The organism is Pirellulales bacterium (assembly GCA_035533075.1).
GTDB lineage: Bacteria > Planctomycetota > Planctomycetia > Pirellulales > JAICIG01 > DASSFG01.
The window spans coordinates 1-20,461 of record DATLUO010000204.1 but is presented as its reverse complement, the minus strand read 5'-3'; the positions used below and the strand labels follow the sequence as shown (position 1 = coordinate 20,461).

19 protein-coding genes and 1 pseudogene are annotated in these 20,461 nt (G+C 63.8%); 11 read left to right on the top strand and 9 right to left on the bottom strand.

Going from position 1 to position 20,461, the window contains the following annotated elements; genetic code table 11:
* Positions 1 to 343: 343 nt before the first annotated feature.
* From VNH11_26435 to VNH11_26425, 3 genes are all read right to left on the bottom strand, one after another.
* Complete coding sequence (locus VNH11_26435) at positions 344 to 2,164, bottom strand: adenylate/guanylate cyclase domain-containing protein (protein ID HVA49932.1); 1,821 nt, start codon at positions 2,162 to 2,164, stop codon at positions 344 to 346.
* A gap of 1 nt (position 2,165) precedes the next feature.
* A complete protein-coding gene (locus VNH11_26430; GenBank protein HVA49931.1) occupies positions 2,166 to 3,719 on the bottom strand; it encodes a response regulator in 1,554 nt (517 codons plus the stop codon).
* Between the two features lie 202 nt (positions 3,720 to 3,921).
* Positions 3,922 to 4,557 carry a response regulator gene (locus tag VNH11_26425; GenBank protein HVA49930.1) on the bottom strand — a complete coding sequence of 212 codons (636 nt, stop codon included), beginning with the start codon at positions 4,555 to 4,557 and terminating at the stop codon, positions 3,922 to 3,924.
* 361 nt (positions 4,558 to 4,918) lie between these two features.
* Here VNH11_26425 and VNH11_26420 point away from each other — a divergent pair, with 361 nt between their 5' ends.
* The 6 genes from VNH11_26420 to VNH11_26395 all read left to right on the top strand — a co-directional run bounded on the left by VNH11_26420 (position 4,919) and on the right by VNH11_26395 (position 8,206).
* Positions 4,919 to 5,203, top strand: coding sequence for a hypothetical protein (locus VNH11_26420; GenBank protein HVA49929.1), 285 nt, complete (start codon positions 4,919 to 4,921; stop codon positions 5,201 to 5,203).
* 44 nt (positions 5,204 to 5,247) lie between these two features.
* Positions 5,248 to 5,712 (top strand): hypothetical protein, encoded by a 465-nt coding sequence (locus VNH11_26415; protein HVA49928.1) that lies wholly within the window; start codon positions 5,248 to 5,250, stop codon positions 5,710 to 5,712.
* Complete coding sequence (locus VNH11_26410; GenBank protein ID HVA49927.1) at positions 5,709 to 6,173, top strand: hypothetical protein; 465 nt, start codon at positions 5,709 to 5,711, stop codon at positions 6,171 to 6,173. Before VNH11_26415 ends, VNH11_26410 begins: the two co-directional genes overlap by 4 nt.
* A 46-nt stretch (positions 6,174 to 6,219) precedes the next feature.
* Positions 6,220 to 6,954, top strand: coding sequence for a PQQ-binding-like beta-propeller repeat protein (locus tag VNH11_26405; protein HVA49926.1), 735 nt, complete (start codon positions 6,220 to 6,222; stop codon positions 6,952 to 6,954).
* Between the two features lie 157 nt (positions 6,955 to 7,111).
* Complete coding sequence (locus tag VNH11_26400) at positions 7,112 to 7,282, top strand: hypothetical protein (GenBank protein HVA49925.1); 171 nt, start codon at positions 7,112 to 7,114, stop codon at positions 7,280 to 7,282.
* A 291-nt stretch (positions 7,283 to 7,573) separates the two neighbouring features.
* Complete coding sequence (locus VNH11_26395; protein HVA49924.1) at positions 7,574 to 8,206, top strand: hypothetical protein; 633 nt, start codon at positions 7,574 to 7,576, stop codon at positions 8,204 to 8,206.
* Between the two features lie 108 nt (positions 8,207 to 8,314).
* Here VNH11_26395 and VNH11_26390 read toward each other — a convergent pair whose 3' ends face one another.
* Complete coding sequence (locus tag VNH11_26390) at positions 8,315 to 9,145, bottom strand: hypothetical protein (protein ID HVA49923.1); 831 nt, start codon at positions 9,143 to 9,145, stop codon at positions 8,315 to 8,317.
* A gap of 192 nt (positions 9,146 to 9,337) precedes the next feature.
* Here VNH11_26390 and VNH11_26385 point away from each other — a divergent pair, with 192 nt between their 5' ends.
* A complete protein-coding gene (locus tag VNH11_26385; GenBank protein ID HVA49922.1) occupies positions 9,338 to 10,015 on the top strand; it encodes a uracil-DNA glycosylase in 678 nt (225 codons plus the stop codon).
* Positions 10,016 to 10,308: 293 nt separating this feature from the next.
* Here the strand turns inward: VNH11_26385 and VNH11_26380 are convergent, their stop codons facing one another.
* The 4 genes from VNH11_26380 to VNH11_26365 are packed head-to-tail and all read right to left on the bottom strand — an operon-like array spanning position 10,309 to position 13,562.
* Positions 10,309 to 10,968 (bottom strand): lysophospholipid acyltransferase family protein, encoded by a 660-nt coding sequence (locus tag VNH11_26380; GenBank protein ID HVA49921.1) that lies wholly within the window; start codon positions 10,966 to 10,968, stop codon positions 10,309 to 10,311.
* Entirely contained in the window at positions 10,965 to 11,615 is a 651-nt protein-coding gene (gene cmk / locus VNH11_26375) for a (d)CMP kinase (protein ID HVA49920.1), read from the bottom strand. The genes VNH11_26380 and cmk overlap by 4 nt, the downstream gene beginning before the upstream one ends.
* Before the next feature lie 13 nt (positions 11,616 to 11,628).
* Positions 11,629 to 12,444, bottom strand: coding sequence for a hypothetical protein (locus VNH11_26370; protein ID HVA49919.1), 816 nt, complete (start codon positions 12,442 to 12,444; stop codon positions 11,629 to 11,631).
* A complete protein-coding gene (locus tag VNH11_26365; protein ID HVA49918.1) occupies positions 12,435 to 13,562 on the bottom strand; it encodes an AAA family ATPase in 1,128 nt (375 codons plus the stop codon). Before VNH11_26365 ends, VNH11_26370 begins: the two co-directional genes overlap by 10 nt.
* A 173-nt stretch (positions 13,563 to 13,735) precedes the next feature.
* Between VNH11_26365 and VNH11_26360 the strand changes: the two genes are divergently transcribed.
* From VNH11_26360 to VNH11_26345, 4 genes are all read left to right on the top strand, one after another.
* Positions 13,736 to 17,179, top strand: a complete 3,444-nt coding sequence (locus tag VNH11_26360) for a pyruvate carboxylase (protein HVA49917.1) — start codon at positions 13,736 to 13,738, stop codon at positions 17,177 to 17,179.
* 134 nt (positions 17,180 to 17,313) lie between these two features.
* Positions 17,314 to 18,282 carry a DUF4351 domain-containing protein gene (locus tag VNH11_26355; GenBank protein ID HVA49916.1) on the top strand — a complete coding sequence of 323 codons (969 nt, stop codon included), beginning with the start codon at positions 17,314 to 17,316 and terminating at the stop codon, positions 18,280 to 18,282.
* Between the two features lie 117 nt (positions 18,283 to 18,399).
* Positions 18,400 to 19,047, top strand: a complete 648-nt coding sequence (locus tag VNH11_26350) for a hypothetical protein (GenBank protein HVA49915.1) — start codon at positions 18,400 to 18,402, stop codon at positions 19,045 to 19,047.
* 539 nt (positions 19,048 to 19,586) lie between these two features.
* The gene (locus VNH11_26345) at positions 19,587 to 20,153 is read left to right on the top strand and encodes an NYN domain-containing protein (GenBank protein ID HVA49914.1); all 567 of its coding nucleotides are present in this window, start codon (positions 19,587 to 19,589) and stop codon (positions 20,151 to 20,153) included.
* A 122-nt stretch (positions 20,154 to 20,275) separates the two neighbouring features.
* Here VNH11_26345 and VNH11_26340 read toward each other — a convergent pair.
* Positions 20,276 to 20,461 (bottom strand): annotated as a pseudogene (locus VNH11_26340) (ISNCY family transposase).

Below are 20,461 nucleotides of genomic sequence, written 5' to 3'. Positions count from 1 at the left end.
CTTTCGCCGCCCTGCGTGGGCCGCGTCAGGACGTAACCAACGCAGCGGCAGGTACTTCCGGCAGGAGGTGCTGGCAGAACTCCAACGGGAAGTGTTACCCTGCTTTGAACCACGCCTATTTTTCACAAGTGTTTTAGATCGTGATGATCTTTCGCTTGGCTTGCCGGCGGGACGCGGAACACCTGATCAACTGTCGGAATCCGACAGTTGGCCAATGGTGGGGTTTCCTCCGCGTTCTCGACGGGCGGCGCGGGCCAGAACTGGCCTTTGTGTCGGGAAGGCCGCCGGTATCGCTGCGCGGCGGCGGCGCGGAATTCGCGCGAATTCTGCTACGCGACTCGCCCTATTTCCCCGGCAATTCCCAGACCGGACTGAACTCTCCGACGCAGTCGCGCAACGGCACCGCCCGCGACAGCAAGACCAGCGACGGGCCGTCGTCGGGAAACTTGTTGAGCAAGTCCCGCAGCAGCGACATCGCCTGTTCGCAATGCTGCCGGTCGAACTCGTCGAGCGCTTCTTCGTACCGCTGACACAACTCCGCCCAGGTCTCGCCGGGCGACGCCTTCAACTCAAAAAGCGTCACGGGCTCGGCGATATTCACCACCCGCGCTTGGCACAGCCGCCGCACGGCGAAGCTCTCGTCGAGCCGCGCGCGCGTCTGGGCCGTGAGCAGAATGCCCGTCTGCAGGTACTTCGTCGCTCCTTGCACCCGGCTGCAAAGATTCACGGTGTTGCCCAGCGCGCCGTATTTGAACTTGCGCTGGCTGCCGATGTTGCCCACGCGGGCCAGGCCGGTGTTGATGCCGATGCCGACGCGGGTTTCGGCGCCCAGCCGCTCTTGCCAGCGCTGGCTGATCTGGGGCATGGTTTGCCAAATCTCAACGGCCGCCCGGCAAGCGAGCCGGGCATGGTCGGGCTGCTCCACCGGCGCGCCCCACATGGCGATCATCTCGTCGCCGATGTAATCGACCAGCACGCCCTGATGCCTGAGCACGCACTCCGAGAGCGTGCCGAGCACGTCGTTGATCCACTGCATCGTGCCCGCCGCCCCCAGCCGCTCCGAGATGCCGCTGAAGCCGCGAATGTCGCAGAACAGGAGCGTCACGTCGGTGTCGCGGCCGGCCAGCAGGTTGGGGTCGACCATGAGCTGCTTGGCCAGTTCGGGCGTGAAGAACTGCTCGAACCGCACCTGCGCTTCGATCGCCGCATGCTCCTGCTCCAGCCGCGCCAACCCCGCGCCGACGCCGCAGGCCAGCGTTTCCATCAACAGCACGTCGGCGTGGGTGATTTCCGGGGCCGCCGTGGGACTTGCGCCGCGGACCCGGTCGCCGTAGAGGGCGCCGATCACTTCGCCGTCGCGGTCGACGATGGGCGAGACGACGACGGCCTCCACGTCCATCAGGCTGCCGCGGGCATTGGACATGCCCGTCCCTTGCCGGGTCATCGTCCGTCTTTGAGTACGCATGTTTTCGAGCATTCGATGGCTCGGCTCGCGCTGGACCGGGCACGCGACAGCTTGCGTCCGGGTGCTGCTGGCGATGGTCTGCCAGCCGTTTTCTTCGTAGAGCAAGACACGGCCGGTGTCGAGTCCCACCAGCTTGACGACCGCCGCGGCCGCGCGCTGAAAGAAATCTTCCGAGTGCGCGGCGCTTTGCAGCAGCACGGTGATCTCCTGCAGCCAGGCGAGCAACGATTCGGACTGGTGGGGGCCCAGCAGGGCCAGATCGACCAAGGGCACCGAGAGCAACTCGGACTTGATCAGGGGCGACTCCTCGGTGGATGGCGGGGTCCGGAGGTTGACCGTGGCTTCCTGCACGGGCACGAACCGCACCTGATAATCGCCGACGTTCAACTGATAAGGCATGTCCAGTTCGCGCGTGGCGCCGGGCTCCATCAGCAGGTCGTCGAGCTGCACCGTTCCCTTATCGGTAAGATTGGTGATCCTCAGCCGGTCGAAGGTCAGCGGCTCGACGAGCAGGTGCCGGCGCGAGACGGTGCGCTCTTCGATCGGGGCCACCACCAGCCGGTCGGCGCTGGCGCCCGGCTGGCTGTGAAAGAGCGGTTCGCGCGGCGCTTGCTGTCGGCCCAGCTCGACGGGTCGATGGATCTCGTCGGCGTGAACGAGCCGGTCGTGACGGTAGATTTCGAGTCGCAGGCCTGGCACGCTAGGGGTTCGGTTCGTTCGATTGCAATGCCGTCTGATAGCCTTCCAGTTCCCGGCGCGCCAGGTGTACTTCGCGCTCCAACTGCTCGTAGATCGCCACCGCTTCGCTCAAATCGCCCTCGTGGCCGAGGCGTTGCAAGTCGGCCGCCAAGAGCGCGGCGTCCCTGGCGCCGAAGTTCGCCACGAGGCCTTTGAGGCTGTGTGCCGCGCGCTCCACACTGGGCGGGTCGCGGCGCTCAAGCGCGCTGGCCAACGCCGCCAAGACCACCGGCGCGTCTTCCAGGTAAAACCGCACCAAATCGCAGAACAATGACCGATTGCCCCCTAGGCGGCGAAGCGTGCCGCGATAGTCCACGCGCTCTTTGCTCGACGGGCTGTCAGCGAGCGCATCATCCGTAACTGGGTCGCCGGCGGACTTGCTCCCCCTCGCCAGCGTCTCAATAACTCGGTAGAAGTAGCCCAACTCGCAGGGTTTGGTGATCGCCGCATCGAACAAAGGCGCGTGAGCCAACTCGCCGGCGGCATCGGTGCGGTGTGCCGTCAGCGCCACCAGAGGCACCGGGCGGACCCGGAAGGCGTCGAGCTGACGCAGAGCGGCGGCCGTTTGCCAACCGTTCATGACCGGCATCTCCAGATCGATCAGGGCCAGATCGAAACCCGTGTCCCCACCGTGCGACCCAAACGCCCGCAGAGCCTCCTGCCCATTCGAGACCGCCACGACCTTGTGGCCGCGCTCGGCCAGAACCGACGTGAAAAAGCGGTGATTGGCGATGGTGTCTTCCGCAAGCAGCAGCCGCAACGGCGCGCCGGGCGGGTGCAAAGCCAGCTCCTCTTCGACGGCGGCCAAAAAATCGGCGTGCCGACGGCTGTCGGGCAATCCGAACCGCGCCATCAGCCGAAACAGCACGGGCGAATCGGGCCTCTCGGTCATCCACAGATGGCCTCCCATCAACTGGGCCAGTCCGGCGGCCACGGGCAGCGCCAGCCCCGGCCCGGCGTAACCGCGCTCGGCAAAATAGGCCGGCGACAAGAACTGCCCGCCGCAGTCGTGGGCGTCGCAGGCCTCGAACGTCCGCTCGGGATCGCCCAGGGCGAAGTGCAAAATCAATTTGCCTTCGAGCGCCGGCCCGGCCGAAATGCGAAGCTGATAAGCCCGTCCCGTGCGGAACTTGCCCGCCGATCGGGCGAGCGCGACCAACACTTGCCGCACGCGGTCGGCGTCTCCCACGAGCCGCGGCGGCACCGACTCGTCGATGGCAACGGCAAGCTCGATCGGAGCGCTTGTCTGAGAGAGCGCCTCGTGGGCCTGTGCCACCACGTCGGCCAGCGAAAACGCCCCTTCGTTCAACTCCAGGGCGCCGACTTCGAGCCGCGAGAGATCGACCGCCTCGTCCAAGATGCGCAATAGCGATTCGGCCGCCAGCTTCACCGATTGCAAGAACTGCCCCTGCTCCGCGCTGGCCGGGGCCAGCGACATCAGGTCGGTCAGGCCGACCACCACCGTCATCGGCGAGCGAAGCTCGTGATTGAGATGTTCCAGAAGTCTGCGCGTCAAAGCCACACCTTATTCCGCCCAGGCACGTAAGGTGGGACAAGCGAGCTTGCGAGCGCCGGCCCACCGTTTCTAAGGCGTCAGGAATCAGGCGTGAGGCGTCACGAAGACGTAGGGAACGTCGCCCTGACGCCTCAAACCTGACGCCTGATGCCTCTCGCTGGCCCCTTACCTTACCACTGCGGCGTCAAACCTGCCGATGCCTTCAACCGTTGAGCGCCTCGGCCGCCATCAATACCATTTCGGCAACCTCGATCAACTTCTTGTTCTTGCTGCTGGCCAACTTTTGCAGCCGGCGAAACGCCTCTTGCTCGTCGACGTTGAGATGCTTCATCAATAGGCCCTTGGCCCGTTCAATCAGCTTGCGGTCGGCCAGCGCCTGCCGCAGGTCGGCCGCTTCCTTTTGCAGCGCCTGCAACTCTTCGAAGCGGCGGGTGGCCAAGGCGATGGCGGGCTCGAGTTGCATCGCCGTCACCGGCTTCATCAGGTAGGCGAACACGTGGTTCTCTTCCGCCCGCTCGATGAGCTCCTTGTCGCAGTGCCCCGACAACAGAATGATCGGCCGATGGACCTTCTCGTAGATGACCGCGGCCGCCTCGATGCCGTCCATGTCGGGCATGCGAATGTCGGTCATCACCAGGTCGACCTCGCCCGTCAGGCAATGCTCGACCAACTCGCGGCCGGTGGAGGCGGCGAAAGCCACGTCGTGCCCCAGTGCTTCCAACATTTGGGCCAGCGTGGAGAGGACCTCGGGTTCGTCGTCGGCGACCGCCACTCGCAGACGACCGCGGTGCAGCTCGGCACGGTTCGCCTCTTTGCCGCGTGTTGTCATCGTTGCCATACTCTCATTACTCCCTCTGCCTATCGTTAGGTGGTCAGCACTTCGCGACTGTCTTGCCTTAATCATCCCATGTGTCGGCAGAGAATCAATGGCCTTCATGGAGCTACCGACCAAATCCGCGAACTGCCAGCAATTTACGTGCCACACCCTCAAATCGCATGTTAGGCCCGGATAAGCCGTGCGCATCTCTTGCGATCTGAGCGCGCATCAGTCATTTTGGTTCTTAGCAACACAAGAAGGTGGTGGCTGGGGCAGAGATTGGCCAAGTAACTCAGGATCTGAGTGGATGGCACGCCGAATGCGGACGGCGAGATGCCCGTACGGGCAGAGCTTTAAAGATCGGCAGACAGGAGAAACGGCGATGAGCGACGGCAGCTTCCACGGCAGCGCAACCTCGGAAACGTTTCGGGCAGCCGCCGGTTCGACCGAGGCCGACGACATCGGCTATCGATCGCGGCAGACGGCGGAGCAAGTGCTCAACGCTCTCAGGGACCGTGCCGGCGACTATCTCGATCTGGGCCGCGGCAAGGCGGCCGAGCTGGCGGAATCCGTCGAACAGCAGATCCGCAGTCAGCCCGTGACCGCGGTGGCGGTCGCGGCCGGCGTTGGGTTCGCGCTGGGATTTCTTTGGACGCGTCGCAAGTAGCCGCGGCCACTAGGCAAGGCCTCTCGATTGGATCGATCTCGATCATGACGCAACCGCGGTTCAACGAAGAATCACCCGCCGACGAAGCGTCGTCGCACGACGATCCGGTCGCGCGACTTCGCTTGCAGCTTAACGAGCTTCAGGCGTACTTTCGCCAGCAATGGGCCGCCCGCACCGATCGCATGTTGCTCGGCGTTCGTCGCTTGGCCGTGTTGGCGGTGGTGGGGATCGTCGTGCTGTTGGCCGCCGCGGCCTGGGTCGTCACCGCGGTGGTGCTCTTGCTGCACGGGGCGGCGGGCGGGCTCACGTTGGCTTTGGGCGGACGAAGCTGGTTGGCCAGCCTGATTGTCGGTGCGTCGGCCATGGCACTGGTGGCAATCGGCGTGGCGGCCATTTACGGCAGTTGGGTGGCTGCGTCGCGAAAGCGGACCCGGCAAAAGTATGAACATCGGCAGCGCGAACAACAGCGGCAGTTCGGCCACAGTGCCCGCGAGCGAGCGACTCTATGATCAACACCACGTCCGATGAATCGACGATGACCGAGGCGGAGTTTCTCGATGCTCAAGCGGCCGATGCGCAGGCCGCCTTGTACGAGACCTGGAACGACATTAAGGGGACGCTGCGCGAGACGGCCAGCCTGGAGGTGTGGGCCCAGCGGCACCCGTGGCTTGTGGCCGGCGCCGCCGTGGCGGGCGGGTTTGTGCTGGCCGCCGTCCTCTTTTCACCCGCGGAGGAACCGGAACCGGTCGAGGTCGAGGAACCACCCGCCGCGCGAGGTGGACCGCGGCGGCGCGCAATCAGCCGGCTGTGGGCGCCGGTCTTCAGCTTAATCCGGCCGATTTTAGGCCAATTGGCGACGTCGTTGGTGGGCGCGTTGCTGGCCGGGGTCGGCGCGGCAACGGCCCACCAAGCCGCCGAGGGCGACGGCATGCCGGCCGCGGACGCCGGCGAAACGGCGTCCGCGGCGTAGGGTGCCTTGTAACGATCACAACTCCACACTCCAACTAGACCTCTGCATGTACCACCATCGCCTGCTCGTGTTTTTCACCGTCTCGGTCGCCGCGGCAACGCACGGACTTGGTGCATCGGCCGACTGGCGGCAATTCCGCGGCAACGAGACCACGGGCGAGGCCACCGCTGAATCGCTGCCAACTGCCTGGGACGACGACGGCGACGGCGACGGCAAGATCGCCTGGCGCACCGACTTGCCCGGCAGGGGCGTGTCGAGCCCCATCGTCGTCGGCAAGTTGGTGATCGTCACCGCGTCGAGCGGTTTCAAGCAAGACCGCTTGCACGTGTTGGCCTTCGAGTCTGAAACAGGCCGGAGCGCGTGGGAGCGGCAGTTTTGGGCCACGGGCCGCACGCTTTGCCATCCCAGCATGGCGGTCGCCGCGCCCACTCCGGACTCCGACGGCCGGCGGGTCGTCGCTTTCTATTCGTCGAACGATCTGGTCTGTCTCGACCTCGATGGCAACCTGCTCTGGCTCCGCGGACTCGGCTACGATTATCCCACCGCCGCCAACGACGTGGGGATGGCCTCCTCGCCGATCATTGTCGACGGCACGGTCGTGGTGCAAGTCGAGAACAAAGGCGAATCGTTCGCCGCAGGCATCGACATCGAGACCGGCATGAGCCGTTGGCGACTCGACCGCCAGCAGGCGATGAACTGGACTTCACCGGCCCTTTGCCAGGGCAACCAGGGACCCTTGGTCCTGACTCCAAGCAGGTTTACCTGCCCGCCGGCGGCCTGACGGCGCTCAAGCCTGCGGGCGACATGGCGGAGTTTGCCTGGCAAGAGACCAAGCTTGGCCCGGCGTCGGCGAGCCCGATCGTCGGCGGCGAGCGCGTTTATACGATCAACAGCGCCCCGGCCCTCTCGTGCGCCGACGCGGCCAGCGGCGAAATCCTTTGGCGCGTGCGACTCACGGGGCCATTTTTGCCGGCGACTATCTCTATTGCGTGAGCGACAAGGGCGTCGCCCAGGTGGTGCGCCTGGGCGCGACGGGCAAGCTCGTTTCGCAGTACGATTTTGGCGAGCCGATTCTGGGATCGCCGGCCGCGTCCGACGGGGCGCTCTAGTTCCGCAGCGACGCGCACCTCTGGAGAATTGGAAGGCGTTAGCGTGACAGGCGGAAAGGATGAGGGATGAGAGATAACCCGCATCCCTGACCTCTCATCCCTGATCCCCGATCCCTCATCTCTCCTGTCAATCTACACAGGCTGCGCCGCCACTAGCGGCCGTGCCAGTTTCTCCGATTTTTCGGGTAAGAAGAGGCCGATCGTTGCTAACAAGCGTGCGAGGTATAACGCTTGTCGGGCCTGAAACGGGCCCTTCCCGGAAGATTTTGGTTAGCAAGGAGCAAACGAACTATGCGGCTTGGCACACTTAGCATCATCGCGTCGTCGCTGTTGGCGATCTCCAGCCTGGCTCTGGCCCAAACGGAGTCCGACGAGATTCCGGAACCGCCGGCCCCGAGTCATCCTCTGCCGCCGGTGACCTCCAGGTCGGCCCGGCTGCCGGCAAACCACCTGCCGCCCTGGCAGACACTTTCGAGCGGATATGGCGGCTACTATGGCGCCTGGAACGATTATGGTTACGGCGGCGGTCATTGCGGGGGTTGTGAGTCGTGCGGCACCTGCTGCCGGGCTTGCCGGCCGGGACTGATGTTTCGCATCAAGTCGCTGAAGTGCAAACTGTGTGCGGCCTGGGCCTGCCGGCAGAGCTGCCGCCAGAGTTGCCGCTCGTGCTGCTCGTCGTGCTCTTCCTGCTCGTCATGCTGCGGCGGCGATCTGCAGAGCTACGAGGCGCCGACGGCTGCCGGACCGAGCGACCTGCCCACCCCGCCGCCCGAACCAACGCCTTACGACGGCGATGCCGATGAAATGACCGAAGAACCCGCGTCGCAGGGCGCCGCCCTGTCGCCTGCGATCAAGCGCCAATACACGATGCCGCGAGTCACGTCCTCGCGAAAATCAGTGACCAAGAGCAAGTCTCGCCGTTGAGCGACTTCTCGCCGAGCGACCTCGCGCTGGCTACTGGCGAATCTGCCGCGATGCGAAACCGCCTGGGCATGGACCCGTGCAACATGTCCCAGGCGGTTTTCGTTTTATCTAGGCCACGCGGCCCAGCGCCTCCAGCGCGCGACGTTCGACGTCCGCCTGCCGCGGCGCCGGAGCGGGCGAGGTGCCGCAGTTCGAGGCGCAGGGACGAGGCACGCAACGAGGCACGCGAATCTTCACCGTATACGGCACTTGCCGGCAAACCGTATAGGGCACCTGCTTGGTCACCTGCTCGCTTACCACGCGGCACGTGATCCGCGGAATCCGCCGCACGATGTTCTCCTGCACCATCCGGCACACGGGATAGCGGCAAACCTTGGTGACCACCTGCGGCACCAGGCTGCAAACCTGCATCGGCACGGTCTCCGTCACCGTCCGGGCCACATAATGCGTCACCGGCACGCGCTTTTGCACGACGTTCGGCACCCAGACCTGGCACGGCGCACAACAGCCGTCCGCCGCGGCCGGCCGCTCCCAGTGGCCCATGTCGACGCAGTAAGTACACCACTTGGTCACCGGCTCGCACACCACACGGCACACCGGACGCTGGACCGTCGAGTAAACCGGCTTCATCACCGTACAGGTGACGGGCTTCTCCACCGTCTCGTAGACCATGCGGCAAACCGTGTCGGGGCATTCCTGATAGACCGTTTCATACACGGGCCGGCATTGCGTGAACGTACAGGAGCGATAGGCTGTCTCGTAGACGGTGCGCAGGCACTGAACTTCGCGCACATCGTACACCACGTCGTACTGCACGCACGGGGCGCACGGCGCACAGCACGCCCCGCACCCCCGCATCGCGCCGGCATCGGCACGGCCGCTCATCGTCGCCAGACCGGCCAGCACACAGACAACCGCCAGATAGTGAATTCGCGTCATACCGTAAACTCCTGCTTCGTTAATGTCTCGGGATCGGAAAACGTCCAGCCAGAAAAGTCAACGCATTCGATGTAGACTGCGCCACCGCTACGCTTCGCCATGATGACTGGCCGCCTGAAAAATGGCAATAGGCCGGAGATGTCCGTTGCGCGGGTCGTTGCAAAAGTCTAGGTCGCGGCGTAGGTTGGGCCCATGTCGAACTGGAACAAGCTCAACCGCGACATCGTGGCGTGCGAGCTTTGCCCGCGATTGAGGGACTATTGCCAAACCGTCGCCCGTGAGAAGCGCCGCGCGTTCCAAGACTGGGATTATTGGGGCCGGCCGGTGCCCAACTTCGGCGATTTGCGAGCTCGGCTGTTGATCGTCGGGCTGGCTCCGGCGGCGCACGGCGGCAATCGCACCGGCCGGTTGTTCACGGGCGATCGCAGCGGCGATTGGTTGTTCCGCGCGCTGGACAAGGCCGGCTTTGCCAATCAAGCAACCTCGGTCGATCGCCACGACGGGCTGGAACTGACCGATTGTGCGATCACCGCGATCTGCCACTGCGCTCCGCCCGGCAACAAGCCGTGGCCCGACGAAATCGCCAACTGCCGGCACTGGCTGGAACAGACGGTCGACGTGCTGCGGGTGCGTGTTTTTTTGGCGCTGGGCCGGCTGGCGTGGGACGGCGTCGTGCGTGAGGCGCGGCGGCGGCAATGGCTTTCCGGCGCCGCGCCGAAGTTCGCCCACGCCGCACAGGTCTCGTTACACGGCGGCCGCTGGCTGCTGGGGAGCTTTCACCCCAGCCAGCAGAACACGTTCACGGGCAAACTGACGGAGCCGATGTTCGATCGCGTGTTTGCTGCCGCGCGGGAGTTGCTGCGGTCTTAGCCTTGGCTCTCAGTCGGATGAAGCCACAGCAGTCCCGTCGGAACTGAAGCATACGGACTTAACGTGGTCTGCATGGCCGTTCAAAGTCAGCCGCAGGCTGAGTGTTTTCACCCCCGAGCAGAGACACGCGTGAAACCGAGAATGCCATCAGCATCGCGCACGCACGGAACCCGAAACGCAATGCAAGCATGATAGACGTCCTCCCGAGCTATGCAATTGTGGCCGCGGCGATTGCCGATGAGCGATTCGTCGTATTGTACATCCGCAGGCCGGCGCTGCACCAGCGTCGTATGTTAAGCGGTAGCTGCCTGCCTCGCCGCGCGTGCCTTCCGGTGGCACTCGCGAATCCGCCGCTCGATCTCGGCCACAAGTTGCCGCTCATCGAGCGCGGACGCCGCGTCGGCCGAGAGCGGCTGGCCGAACTGAATGTGGATGGTGCTCAGGCCGGGCAACAACCGCCGCCGCGGCCAGGCGTCGTAGGCGCCGTCGATCGCCATGGGCAACAACGGTACGCCGGCCCGCCTGGCCAGCGCGCTGAAGCCCGGCTTGAGCGGCGCCACCTCGCCGTCGCGCGTCCGCGTGCCTTCCGGAAAGATCAACACCAGCTCGCCGCTCTTCAGTCGCCGCAGCGTTTCTTTCAGGCCCGACAAGCCCAGGCCTTCGCGATCGATCGGAATGGCATCCAGCGACTCGATGAGCCAGCGGAAACCGGGGACGCGGAACAACGAATTACGGGCCAGATAATTCAGCCGCCGGTCGCAGGCCAGCCCGACCAGAACAGGATCGAAATAGCTCTGGTGGTTCGACAGCACCAGCACGCCGCCCTGCCGCGGCACCCACTCGCGGCCGCGCACCCGAATGCGAAACAGCACTGTCGCCAGCAGGCGGCAAACCACGTGAACAAAGCCGTACCAGAGCCGCTTCGGCAAAGAGCGTGTCGGGCCGCGCTTCATGCCATTTTTGCCCGCACGAGACCTTCGAGGCGGTCGACCACTTCGTCGGCCGAGAGGCCATCGGTGTTGAACGTCACGGCATCGGCGGCCGGCTTGAGGGGTCCTACGTGGCGGCTGGCGTCGCGCAGGTCGCGCTCGTTCTGATCGGCCAATACATCTTCCAGCGTCACGTGCTCGCCGTGGTCCGTCAGATCGAGGTGCCGCCGCCGGGCACGCTCCCGCGGGCTGGCCGTGAGAAAGATTTTGCACTCCGCATGGGGAAAGACGACCGTTCCCTGGTCTCGCCCTTCGGTAACGACGTTCTGCCCGACCGCGAACTGCCGCTGCAGCTCGACCAGGTGTTCGCGCACGGCGGCGTTGTTGGCCGGGTAATGCGTGACCGAGGTCACTGCCAGCGTGCGGATTTCGTGCGTCACATCGTCGCCGTCGAGCAGCACGCGGTCGTCGTCGAGCGCGATTGAGATTTGCCTCGCCATTTGGGCGACGGCGTCGTGGTCGTCAAAGTCGACATGCCGCCGTAGTCCGGCCAGCGCGACGGCGCGATACATGGCGCCGGTGTCGAGAAAGCGGAACCCCAAGCGGTGAGCCAGCGCGCGAGCGGCGCTGCTCTTGCCGGCCCCGGCGGGTCCATCAATGGCGACAATCATAAGGATAGCTCGACTAAGCCCTTAGAGCCTCGACCAAAGCGTTCCACTCGGGCAATAAGACGAGCGCTCGCTCTGGGTTGGCGATAATCCAGTCACGAAGGAGGGCCCGGAACGCTCCGGGGTTTACAACAGCCTTGGCAAGTAGCCATTCAGCCATTCCAGCGAGCAGGTCCTTGCCGGAGAACCAGACCAATATGTTCGTCACATCGTCGACGAATGCGTCGTCGAAACGCGCGGCGAACGCATCTAACGAATTCTGCACAGCACCGGCGTCTGTAGCGGCGACCATCGGCCCCCGATGCTGGTTGATCGCTTGGGACGCCCATTCATTGACTCTCGCCGAATCGAGTATGGATGGAAGTTCGAGCTCATTCAACCCGTCGGGCCGGGTCCTAAGTTCATAGTGCGGCGGCAAGGCACGGCGGACCAGGCCGATGGTCCACCTGGCGACTTGGTAGCTCCGGATTGTTCTCCCCGCCGCGCGAAGCGCTTCTTCGATCTCGGCAACCGGCCAAGCCGTCACTTCGCCGACCACCGCGGGGTCGATGAGATAATTCTCGATCTCGTGCCTGCACCATCGCCAGCCGAAGACGATGCCATGGTCCACACCATCTTCGGTCGGTTTCCATAGATCGGCCGGGGGATCAAAATCGAAGTCGCGGTCGCGAAGGTAGCCGGCGGCTACCTGGTTCTCTCGACGTTCCGTTCGCGCACGCGGCTTCAGCGCGTACTTCGAGCCGCCTTGGTATGGCACCGGGCTCCCAAGCAGGATTGGTGCGAAAAGTTGGACCTCAAGGGTGCCCTCGACAAACAACTTGGCTATAGGCACCGGCTTCCTCTGTCTAGACGGACTTCCTGCTCGTTCGGGATGGCCGACGAGAGAAACTCGGAATGCGTCGAAATCAGGAATTGGCAATCGGGGCCTATTCGTGGCAAGGCCGCCAACAGCCTTTGCTGCTCAGGCGGGTGCAAGTGCAATTCGAGTTCGTCGATCAGTACCACGGAACGCTGAATATCAAGTCGCACAAACTCGTACACCAAGGGGAACACAGCCTGTTCTCCGGAAGACATTTCAGCGAGGTCATAAACCCGGCCGTCGCGGTCGATCAGGAAGTAAAAATCGTTCGCCTTCGGCGCGGTGATGCCGCCGCGGGGCATGATTCCCACGAATCGCGTACCCGGAAACACGGTCTGGAACCGTTCCTCAAGCGGACGAATGAAATCCTTCCCACGAAGCGGCACCGTGGTATGGTGCCCCCACCACCCGACCAGATACTCTCGCAGTTGCTCGACGCCCGCGTGCCACCCTTCGCGCAGGCGGTCTTCGACGTCGCCGGCTTGCCGACGTTCGCGGGACCGGCTCTCGCTCGCCAGATCCTCCGCCATCAGAGTGCCGAGGTTCCGATGCTGGTCGAACCAGAAAATGTCGCCAAGTTTTGCAAAACGCTCTTTCAAATCCGGCCGCGAGTCTCTTAAAGCCTTCACGTAGTAGCGACCGAGAAATTGGTTGACCGCATCAAAGCCCTGAGGAGAACCAACCCGTCCCTGCTCGAATCGCAGCGTTACCTCGTCCAAATCTGACGGCGGCACAAGTCTCATCGTTTGCTTGCGTTCGGGTGGGAGCGAATCTTGCCAAGCGCTGAACAGGTCGCTGGTAAGCGCAACCTCCTCCGGCTCGAACGTGACCTGCAGTTCAACAAAAGTCGGTCCAAGGCTGGAAACGCGCTCTGGCAGGAAGCCGTGCCAACCGAACGACGCCATGTCGCGTGTGCGGCGCGTCGCCAGCGACAGCGTCAGGGCGATCGCCTGCAGTACGGTCGTTTTTCCGCTTCCGTTGTCGCCCAAGAGGGCGGTGAGCGAGCGAAGCGCATGAGGAGCTTCCTCTGTGGGAAAATCAACCCGGCGAACGCCCTTGAAGTTTTCGACCGTTACGTGTTTAAGCCTCATGCAGTGATCTTATCCGAACGAAATCGTCCCGTCACCGGCAGACCAACGGCTGGCGACTCCGGGCAGGACCGCCCCACCTTGCCCTTTTCGCCCGCCGAGAGGATGTTAGATTGTGACGATTTCGCGCAGGCGGCGAATCAAGAAACAACGCCACCGGGTCACGCTTGGAAAACATGCCATCCATCAAAAAACTGCTTGTCGCCAACCGCAGCGAAATCGCCATCCGCGTCTTCCGCACCGCCCACGAGCTCGGTATCCGCACGGTCGCCATCTATTCCAACGAAGACCGCTTCGCCCTGCACCGCTTCAAAGCCGACGAGGCGTATCTGGTGGGCCGCACCGGTGAGCCGATCCGCGCTTATCTCGACATCGAGAACATCGTCGAGGTGGCCAAGGAACGGGGCGTCGACGGCATCCATCCCGGCTACGGCTTTCTCTCGGAGAATCCGGAGCTGGCAGGGGCCTGCGAACAGGCGGGCATTCTCTTCTGTGGCCCTTCGCCGCGCATACTGGAGCAACTCGGCGATAAAATTGTGGCCCGGCAGATTGCCGAACAAGCCGGCGTGCCCGTGCTGGCCGGCAGTAGCCGCCCGCTGGCAAGCGCCGCCCAGGCCGAGCAGCTTGCCGAGCAGCTTGGCTACCCGGTGCTGTTGAAGGCCGCCAAAGGGGGCGGCGGCCGCGGCATGCGCGTCGTCAATCGGCCCGAAGACCTGGCCGCCTCGCTTGAGCAGGCGCAGCGCGAGGCCCACAGCGCCTTCGGCAGCCCCGATGTCTTTTTGGAAAAGTTCATCGCCCGGCCACGGCATATCGAAGTGCAGTTGATGGGCGACAAGCACGGCAACCTGGTGCATCTCTACGAGCGCGATTGCTCGATCCAGCGACGGCACCAGAAAGTCGTCGAGATCGCCCCCTCGCTCGATCTGGACCCGCAGTTGCGCGACGCCATCTGCCAGTCGGCCCTGACCATCGGCCGCGCCGTCAACTACGAGAGCGCCGGCACCGTCGAGTTTCTCGTCGATGATCAGACCGATCAGTTTTACTTCATCGAGGTCAACCCCCGGATTCAGGTCGAGCACACCTGCACCGAGCAGGTGACGGGCGTCGATCTGGTGAAGTGCCAGCTACTGGTGGCCGAAGGCCGGCGGCTGGACGACCCGGAGATCGGCCTCGGCTCGCAGACGGCCGTCCGCACGCAAGGCTACGCCATTCAATGCCGCATCACCACCGAGGATCCGCTCAATAACTTTCGGCCCGACTACGGCCGCGTGGCCCACTATCGCTCCACCGGCGGGCCGGGCGTGCGGCTCGACGCGGGCACCGCTTTCTCCGGCGCCCTGGTCACGCCTTACTACGATTCGCTGCTGGTCAAGGTCATCACGTCGGGCAACCGCTTCGTCGATGCCGCCCGACGCATGGAACGCTGCTTGCAAGAGTTCCGCGTCCGCGGCGTGAAGACGAACATTCCCTTCTTGATCAACCTGGTCACGCACCCCAAGTTCATCGCCGGCGGCTGCACCACTCGGTTCCTGGACGAGACGCCGGAGCTGTTTCACTTTGTCGCCCGCCGCGACCGGGCCACGAAGCTCTTCCGCTATCTGGCCGACGTGCTCGTCAACGGCAACACCATCGTCAAGGAGCGGCCCAAGCACATTCGCCGCCAGCCGGCCCCGCTGCCGGTGCTCGACCACAGCCAACCGCTGCCGTCGGGCGCGCGGCAGCGGCTCCTCACGCTGGGGCCGGAGAAATTCAGTCAGTGGATCCTGGCGCAAAAACGGCTGCTCGTGACCGACACCACCATGCGCGACGCCCACCAGTCGCTCTTGGCCACGCGGCTGCGGACGCACGATATGCTGGCGATCGCCGAAGCCTACGCCCGCAACCATCACGACCTGTTCTCGCTGGAAATGTGGGGCGGCGCCACGTTCGACACCGCCATGCGGTTCTTGAAGGAGTGCCCCTGGCAGCGGCTGGTCGATCTGCGGCAGAGAATTCCCAACGTCTTGTTCCAGATGCTGCTGCGAGCGTCGAACGCGCTCGGTTACGCGAACTATCCCGACAACGTCGTGCAGACGTTCGTCGAAGAGACCGCATCGGCGGGCATCGACGTGTTCCGCATCTTCGACTCGCTCAACTGGATGCCGAACATGCGGGTGGCGATGGACGCGGTGCTCTCGACCGGCGCGATCTGCGAGGCCGCCATCTGCTACACCGGCGACGTGCTCGACCGGCGCCGCAAGAAGTACGACCTGAAGTATTACGTCGAGATGGCCAAGGAGCTGGAAAAGATGGGCGCCCACATCCTGGCCATCAAAGACATGGCCGGGCTGTGCAAGCCCTACGCGGCCGAGCTGCTGGTCCGCACGCTGAAGCAGGAGATTGGCATCCCCATCCATTTCCACACGCACGACACCAGCGGCGTGCAGGCGGCCGCCATCTTGAAGGCCGCCGAAGTCGATCTCGACATCGCCGACGCCGCCTTCGCTCCGCTGTCGGGCCTGACGTCGCAGCCGAATCTCAACTCGGTGGTCGAGGCCCTTCGCTATACGCCGCGCGACACCGGGCTCGACCGCGACGCGCTGCAAGCCACGGCCAACTATTGGGAAGCGGTGCGCGAGTTTTACGCCCCGTTCGAGACGGGCATGATGGCCAGCACGGCCGAGGTCTATACCAACGAGATGCCGGGCGGACAGTACACGAACCTCTATGAGCAGGCCCACGCCATCGGCCTCGGCGCGCGGTGGCACGAGATCTGTCGCATGTATGCCGACGTGAACCAGCTCTTCGGCGACATCGTGAAAGTCACGCCGTCGTCGAAAGCGGTGGGCGACATGGCCCTGTTTCTGATCGCCAACAACCTGACGGTCGACGATGTGTTGAAGAGCGACCGCGAGCTGTCGTTTCCCGAATCGGTGGTCGATCTGCTCGCGGGGCGGATGGGCCAGCCGCCGGGCGGATTTCCGCCGGAAGTGCAAAAGCGGGTGCTGCGCGGGCAGACGCCGGTCGAGGGACGGCCCGGCGCCAGCCTGCCGCCGGCCGACTTCGCCCAGACGGCGGCCGAGTTGAAGAAGCGGCTCGGCCGCGGGCCGTCGCGCCGCGACGTGGTGTCGTACCTGGTCTATCCCCGCGTGGTCAGCGATTTCATCGCTCACGAAGAGAACTATGGCGACACCAGCATTCTGCCCACTCCGGTGTTCTTCTATGGCCCGCAGCCCGGCGAGGAGATGAGCGTCGAGATCGAGCCGGGCAAGACGCTGATCACCAAGTTTCTGACCATCGGCGATGCCCAGCCCGACGGCCGCCGCACGGTGTTTTTCGAGCTGAACGGCCAACCCCGCGACGTGACGGTGGAAGACCTGACCTTGGAAGAAGCGGTCAGCCGGCGGACGAAAGCCGATGCGAGCAATCCCGCGGAGGTCGGCGCGCCGATGCCCGGCATGGTGGTGAACGTGGCGGTCAAGGTCGGCGACAAAGTGGCGCAAGGCCAAAAGCTGCTGACGATGGAAGCCATGAAGATGGAGACGACGATTTACGCCGAGCGTGGCGGGCAGGTGGCCGAGGTGCTGGTTTCGCCCGGCAGCCAGGTGGACACGGGGGATTTGGTGCTGCGCTGGGAGTAGTTCAACCTTCCCCCTTGTTTTGGCCCATCTCGTGCTAGATCCGCTTCCGGTCACGGGCATAATGGCAGACTTCCCGTAAGGCAAACCTGGGCCTCGATCAGCGAACCGCGCCCCAGCCGAGTGAGATAAGAGAGATGCACGACCCTCGTTTCAAGCGACTGCTTCAAGAGTTCTTCGCGGAGTTCTTTCGGCTCTTCTTCCCAAGCTGGGCCGAACGATTTGACTTCAATGACGTCGAATGGCTCGACAAGGAGCTTATCAGCGATGCGCTCCAGGGCGAAAGTCGCTTTGTGGATGTCGTCGCGAAGCTGGCGACGCGGGAGCCGGTTCCGGGACCCGATCGCCGTTCGGGGGAGAGTTGGCTTGCCCTGGTCCACGTGGAGATCGAAGCCGCTGACAAAGTCGCGCCTCTACGGCAGCGAATGTTCCACTACTATGAGCCGCTACGTCGCCGCCACGGCTTGCCGGTGCTGCCGATCGGGGTCTATCTGAGGGTCGGCTTGGAGGGAATCGGCTGGGACGTCTACGAGGAATACTTCTGGGAGCACCAACTCGTGCGTTTCAACTATCCCTACGTCGGTCTACCGGCGCTTGATGCCGAGCAATATATGCGGCAAGACAACTGGTTGGGCGTGGCCTTGGCGGCCTTGATGCGCGTCAGCAAAGAGCGGAGAATAGCGTTGGCGGGCGAGGCGCTCCAGAGGCTTGTGCATTGCCCGGAAAACGCCTATCGAAAGACGTTGCTGTGTGAATGTCTGAGCGCCTATCTGCCGCTCGACGACGATCAGCGGCAGCAGTTTGAGGACATGGTACGGAACCATCCAGATTCGGAGGTGCAAGCAATGGAAATGGGACTTTTAGATCAAATCGAACAACGGGGTCTTGAGCGCGGCAAGTTGGAAGGCAAGCTGGAAGGCAAGCTGGAAGGACAGAGGGAACTGCTGCGGAAGCAACTCGAAACGCGCTTTGGGCCGTTGCCGCCATCGGTCGCGGCACATTTGGAAACCTTGTCGAGCGAGCAGTTGACGGCTTTGGGCTGCGCACTGGTGTCCGCCGCATCGCTGAACGAACTAGGGCTTGGAATCTCAGCCAACGGTGGCTGACAACTGAGTAAAGAGGGCGTGGCGAGACAACTGCTGCGGGTCTTCTGTGGCTCGCTCATCCTCATGGCCAACGCTTCGAACATTTCGCAACGTTCTCCGCCGCGCCGATGCGTGAACGTGAAAACCGTGCTGGCAGTGGCTTTGCTGGCAGAGCTGCTGGCCTGGTGGCTGCTGCGTGGAGATTTCTGGCGCAAGCTGGGGCTCGGCTGGCAATTCTGGTCGTTGGTGGTGGCCACCGCGGCAATGGTGACCCTAGCCGCCAGCGCGGGCGTTTGGTTCGTGCGTCGCCGCATGCAGTTCGGCCTGCGATCCCTGTTTGTGCTGGTTCTGTTCGTGGGGACGAGTCTCGGCCTGCTCGGCATGCAGTTGCAGAACACCGAGAAGCAGCGTCGCGCGGCAGCGGCGCTCGCTCAAATCGGCGCGGGCGTATCTTATTCAGGCGAGAACCAGCCAGGTTTGCTCACGTTCGTTGGCCGGCAGTATTTCCAAGAACCCGTTGCCGTTGGGTTCCAGGGCGCCTTGTGCGAGAACGACCTGGCGAACATCGAAGCGTTGACGGGCCTGGAACTCCTCACCCTTTGCAACTCGCAGCTCTCGGATGCCGACCTTGCGCACTTCTCGTCGCTGAGGCAACTCTGCACTCTGGGCCTGATCGGTACGCGAGTCACCGGACAAGGCCTTGCACATCTGCACGGCACCGGCATAACCAAACAGGGCACCCACCAGCTACAGCGGGCGCTGCCGAACTGCGCGATCGTCCATTGAACCTCGGAGGGGTTTGAACCGCAACGCCGCGCCGTTTTCTTCCATTCGGCCGATGAATCGCGAATGCGCTGTCGTCCTGCCCCTGATCGTTACGGCTCGCTACGACGGCATGTAGTGACGTATTTGTCGCTCGATCGCCCAACGGGTATAATCATGGCAGACAATTGCCTGAATCAACCGGAGGTTTGAATGGCCACAGCTCCCAGCGCCGCCACCAGTGGCGTACTGTTTCACGAGGAAAGGGGCTCCATTGCGATGCCGACGAACGCGGCATCGAACCAGTTTGTCGTCCAGCTTCAAAAAAAGGCAAAGCCGGCCGCAGGAGCCATGAGGCCGGCCGCATCACCCGACGTGCGCACTGCCATTACGAGCGCGACCTCCTCGACCACGACGACTCCTGGCGATCATTCCGTTGCTTAATCACCGCTGATCGGCCGAGTGCCGCATGCCGACGACGCTCCAGGGCCTGTTGATCATTCTTTTTGTATTGCCAGGGTTTCTGGCGGTGGAGATCGACGCGCCGCTCGCGTAAATCGTTTATGGCCCTGATCATCGACGGCTACAACCTGATGCACGCGGCGGGCATCGTGGGCCGCGGCGTCGGGCCGGGCGGACTGCACCGCTCGCGGCTGGCACTGCTCAACTTTGTAGCCGAGTCGCTCGGTCCGCACGAGCTGGCGACGACCACCGTCGTGTTCGACGCGCGGAACGCTCCGCCCGGCCTGCCGCGCAGCTTTGTCTATCGAGGCATGACGGTGCTGTTCGCCGCCGGTTACGAAACCGCCGACGAGTTGATCGAAGAGTTGATCCGGGCAGATTCGGCTCCGCGGAAGCTGCTGGTGGTATCGGCCGACCATCGCTTGCAAAAAGCCGCCCGCCGCCGCCGCGCGAAAGCGATCGACAGCGACCGCTGGTATGGCGACCTGGCGCACCACCGTGCCGCGCGGGGCGTGCCGCCGCCCGCGTTCATCAAACCGAGCCAACCGACCGCCGGCGAAGTGGAATTCTGGCTGCGGCAGTTTTCTGATGAAAACGAGACAAAGGACGAGCCCTTGGCCGATGACGGAATCTTCCCGCCGGGTTACGCGGAGGACATCGAGGAGTAAAACGGATAAAGAAGAATGAACTTCAATCCGTCACAATTCTCCAATCCACGATGCTTTGCTCGTCGTCGAGCTAGTGCCTGTCTGGAAATCGGTGATTCGCCGGAAATCCGAGCCTCGGGAGCGGCGTCCGGATCGAGCCGATGTCCCTCCGCCACGATCGCCTGGCAGATGGCGTCAATCGTGCTCGGCCGCAGCAGGCACACGTTGTCGCGGATGCGCTGCCAATGGAAGGATGTCCTCTCGTCCCATTCACCGACGCCCATGATCTGGCGCAACTTCCGGTGTTGCTCGGCGAGGTCTTGCAGTTG

Excerpts from the sequence above, each read along its gene's own strand:
- VNH11_26380 (HVA49921.1), bottom strand. The coding sequence starts at position 10,968 with ATGAAGCGCGGCCCGACACGCTCTTTGCCGAAGCGGCTCTGGTACGGC.
- VNH11_26425 (HVA49930.1), bottom strand. The coding sequence starts at position 4,557 with ATGGCAACGATGACAACACGCGGCAAAGAGGCGAACCGTGCCGAGCTG.
- VNH11_26385 (HVA49922.1), top strand. The coding sequence starts at position 9,338 with ATGTCGAACTGGAACAAGCTCAACCGCGACATCGTGGCGTGCGAGCTT.
- VNH11_26345 (HVA49914.1), top strand. The coding sequence starts at position 19,587 with ATGGCCCTGATCATCGACGGCTACAACCTGATGCACGCGGCGGGCATC.
- VNH11_26365 (HVA49918.1), bottom strand. The coding sequence starts at position 13,562 with ATGAGGCTTAAACACGTAACGGTCGAAAACTTCAAGGGCGTTCGCCGG.
- VNH11_26410 (HVA49927.1), top strand. The coding sequence starts at position 5,709 with ATGATCAACACCACGTCCGATGAATCGACGATGACCGAGGCGGAGTTT.
- VNH11_26395 (HVA49924.1), top strand. The coding sequence starts at position 7,574 with ATGCGGCTTGGCACACTTAGCATCATCGCGTCGTCGCTGTTGGCGATC.
- cmk (HVA49920.1), bottom strand. The coding sequence starts at position 11,615 with ATGATTGTCGCCATTGATGGACCCGCCGGGGCCGGCAAGAGCAGCGCC.
- VNH11_26420 (HVA49929.1), top strand. The coding sequence starts at position 4,919 with ATGAGCGACGGCAGCTTCCACGGCAGCGCAACCTCGGAAACGTTTCGG.
- VNH11_26355 (HVA49916.1), top strand. The coding sequence starts at position 17,314 with ATGCACGACCCTCGTTTCAAGCGACTGCTTCAAGAGTTCTTCGCGGAG.
- VNH11_26360 (HVA49917.1), top strand. The coding sequence starts at position 13,736 with ATGCCATCCATCAAAAAACTGCTTGTCGCCAACCGCAGCGAAATCGCC.
- VNH11_26390 (HVA49923.1), bottom strand. The coding sequence starts at position 9,145 with ATGACGCGAATTCACTATCTGGCGGTTGTCTGTGTGCTGGCCGGTCTG.
- VNH11_26405 (HVA49926.1), top strand. The coding sequence starts at position 6,220 with ATGTACCACCATCGCCTGCTCGTGTTTTTCACCGTCTCGGTCGCCGCG.
- VNH11_26415 (HVA49928.1), top strand. The coding sequence starts at position 5,248 with ATGACGCAACCGCGGTTCAACGAAGAATCACCCGCCGACGAAGCGTCG.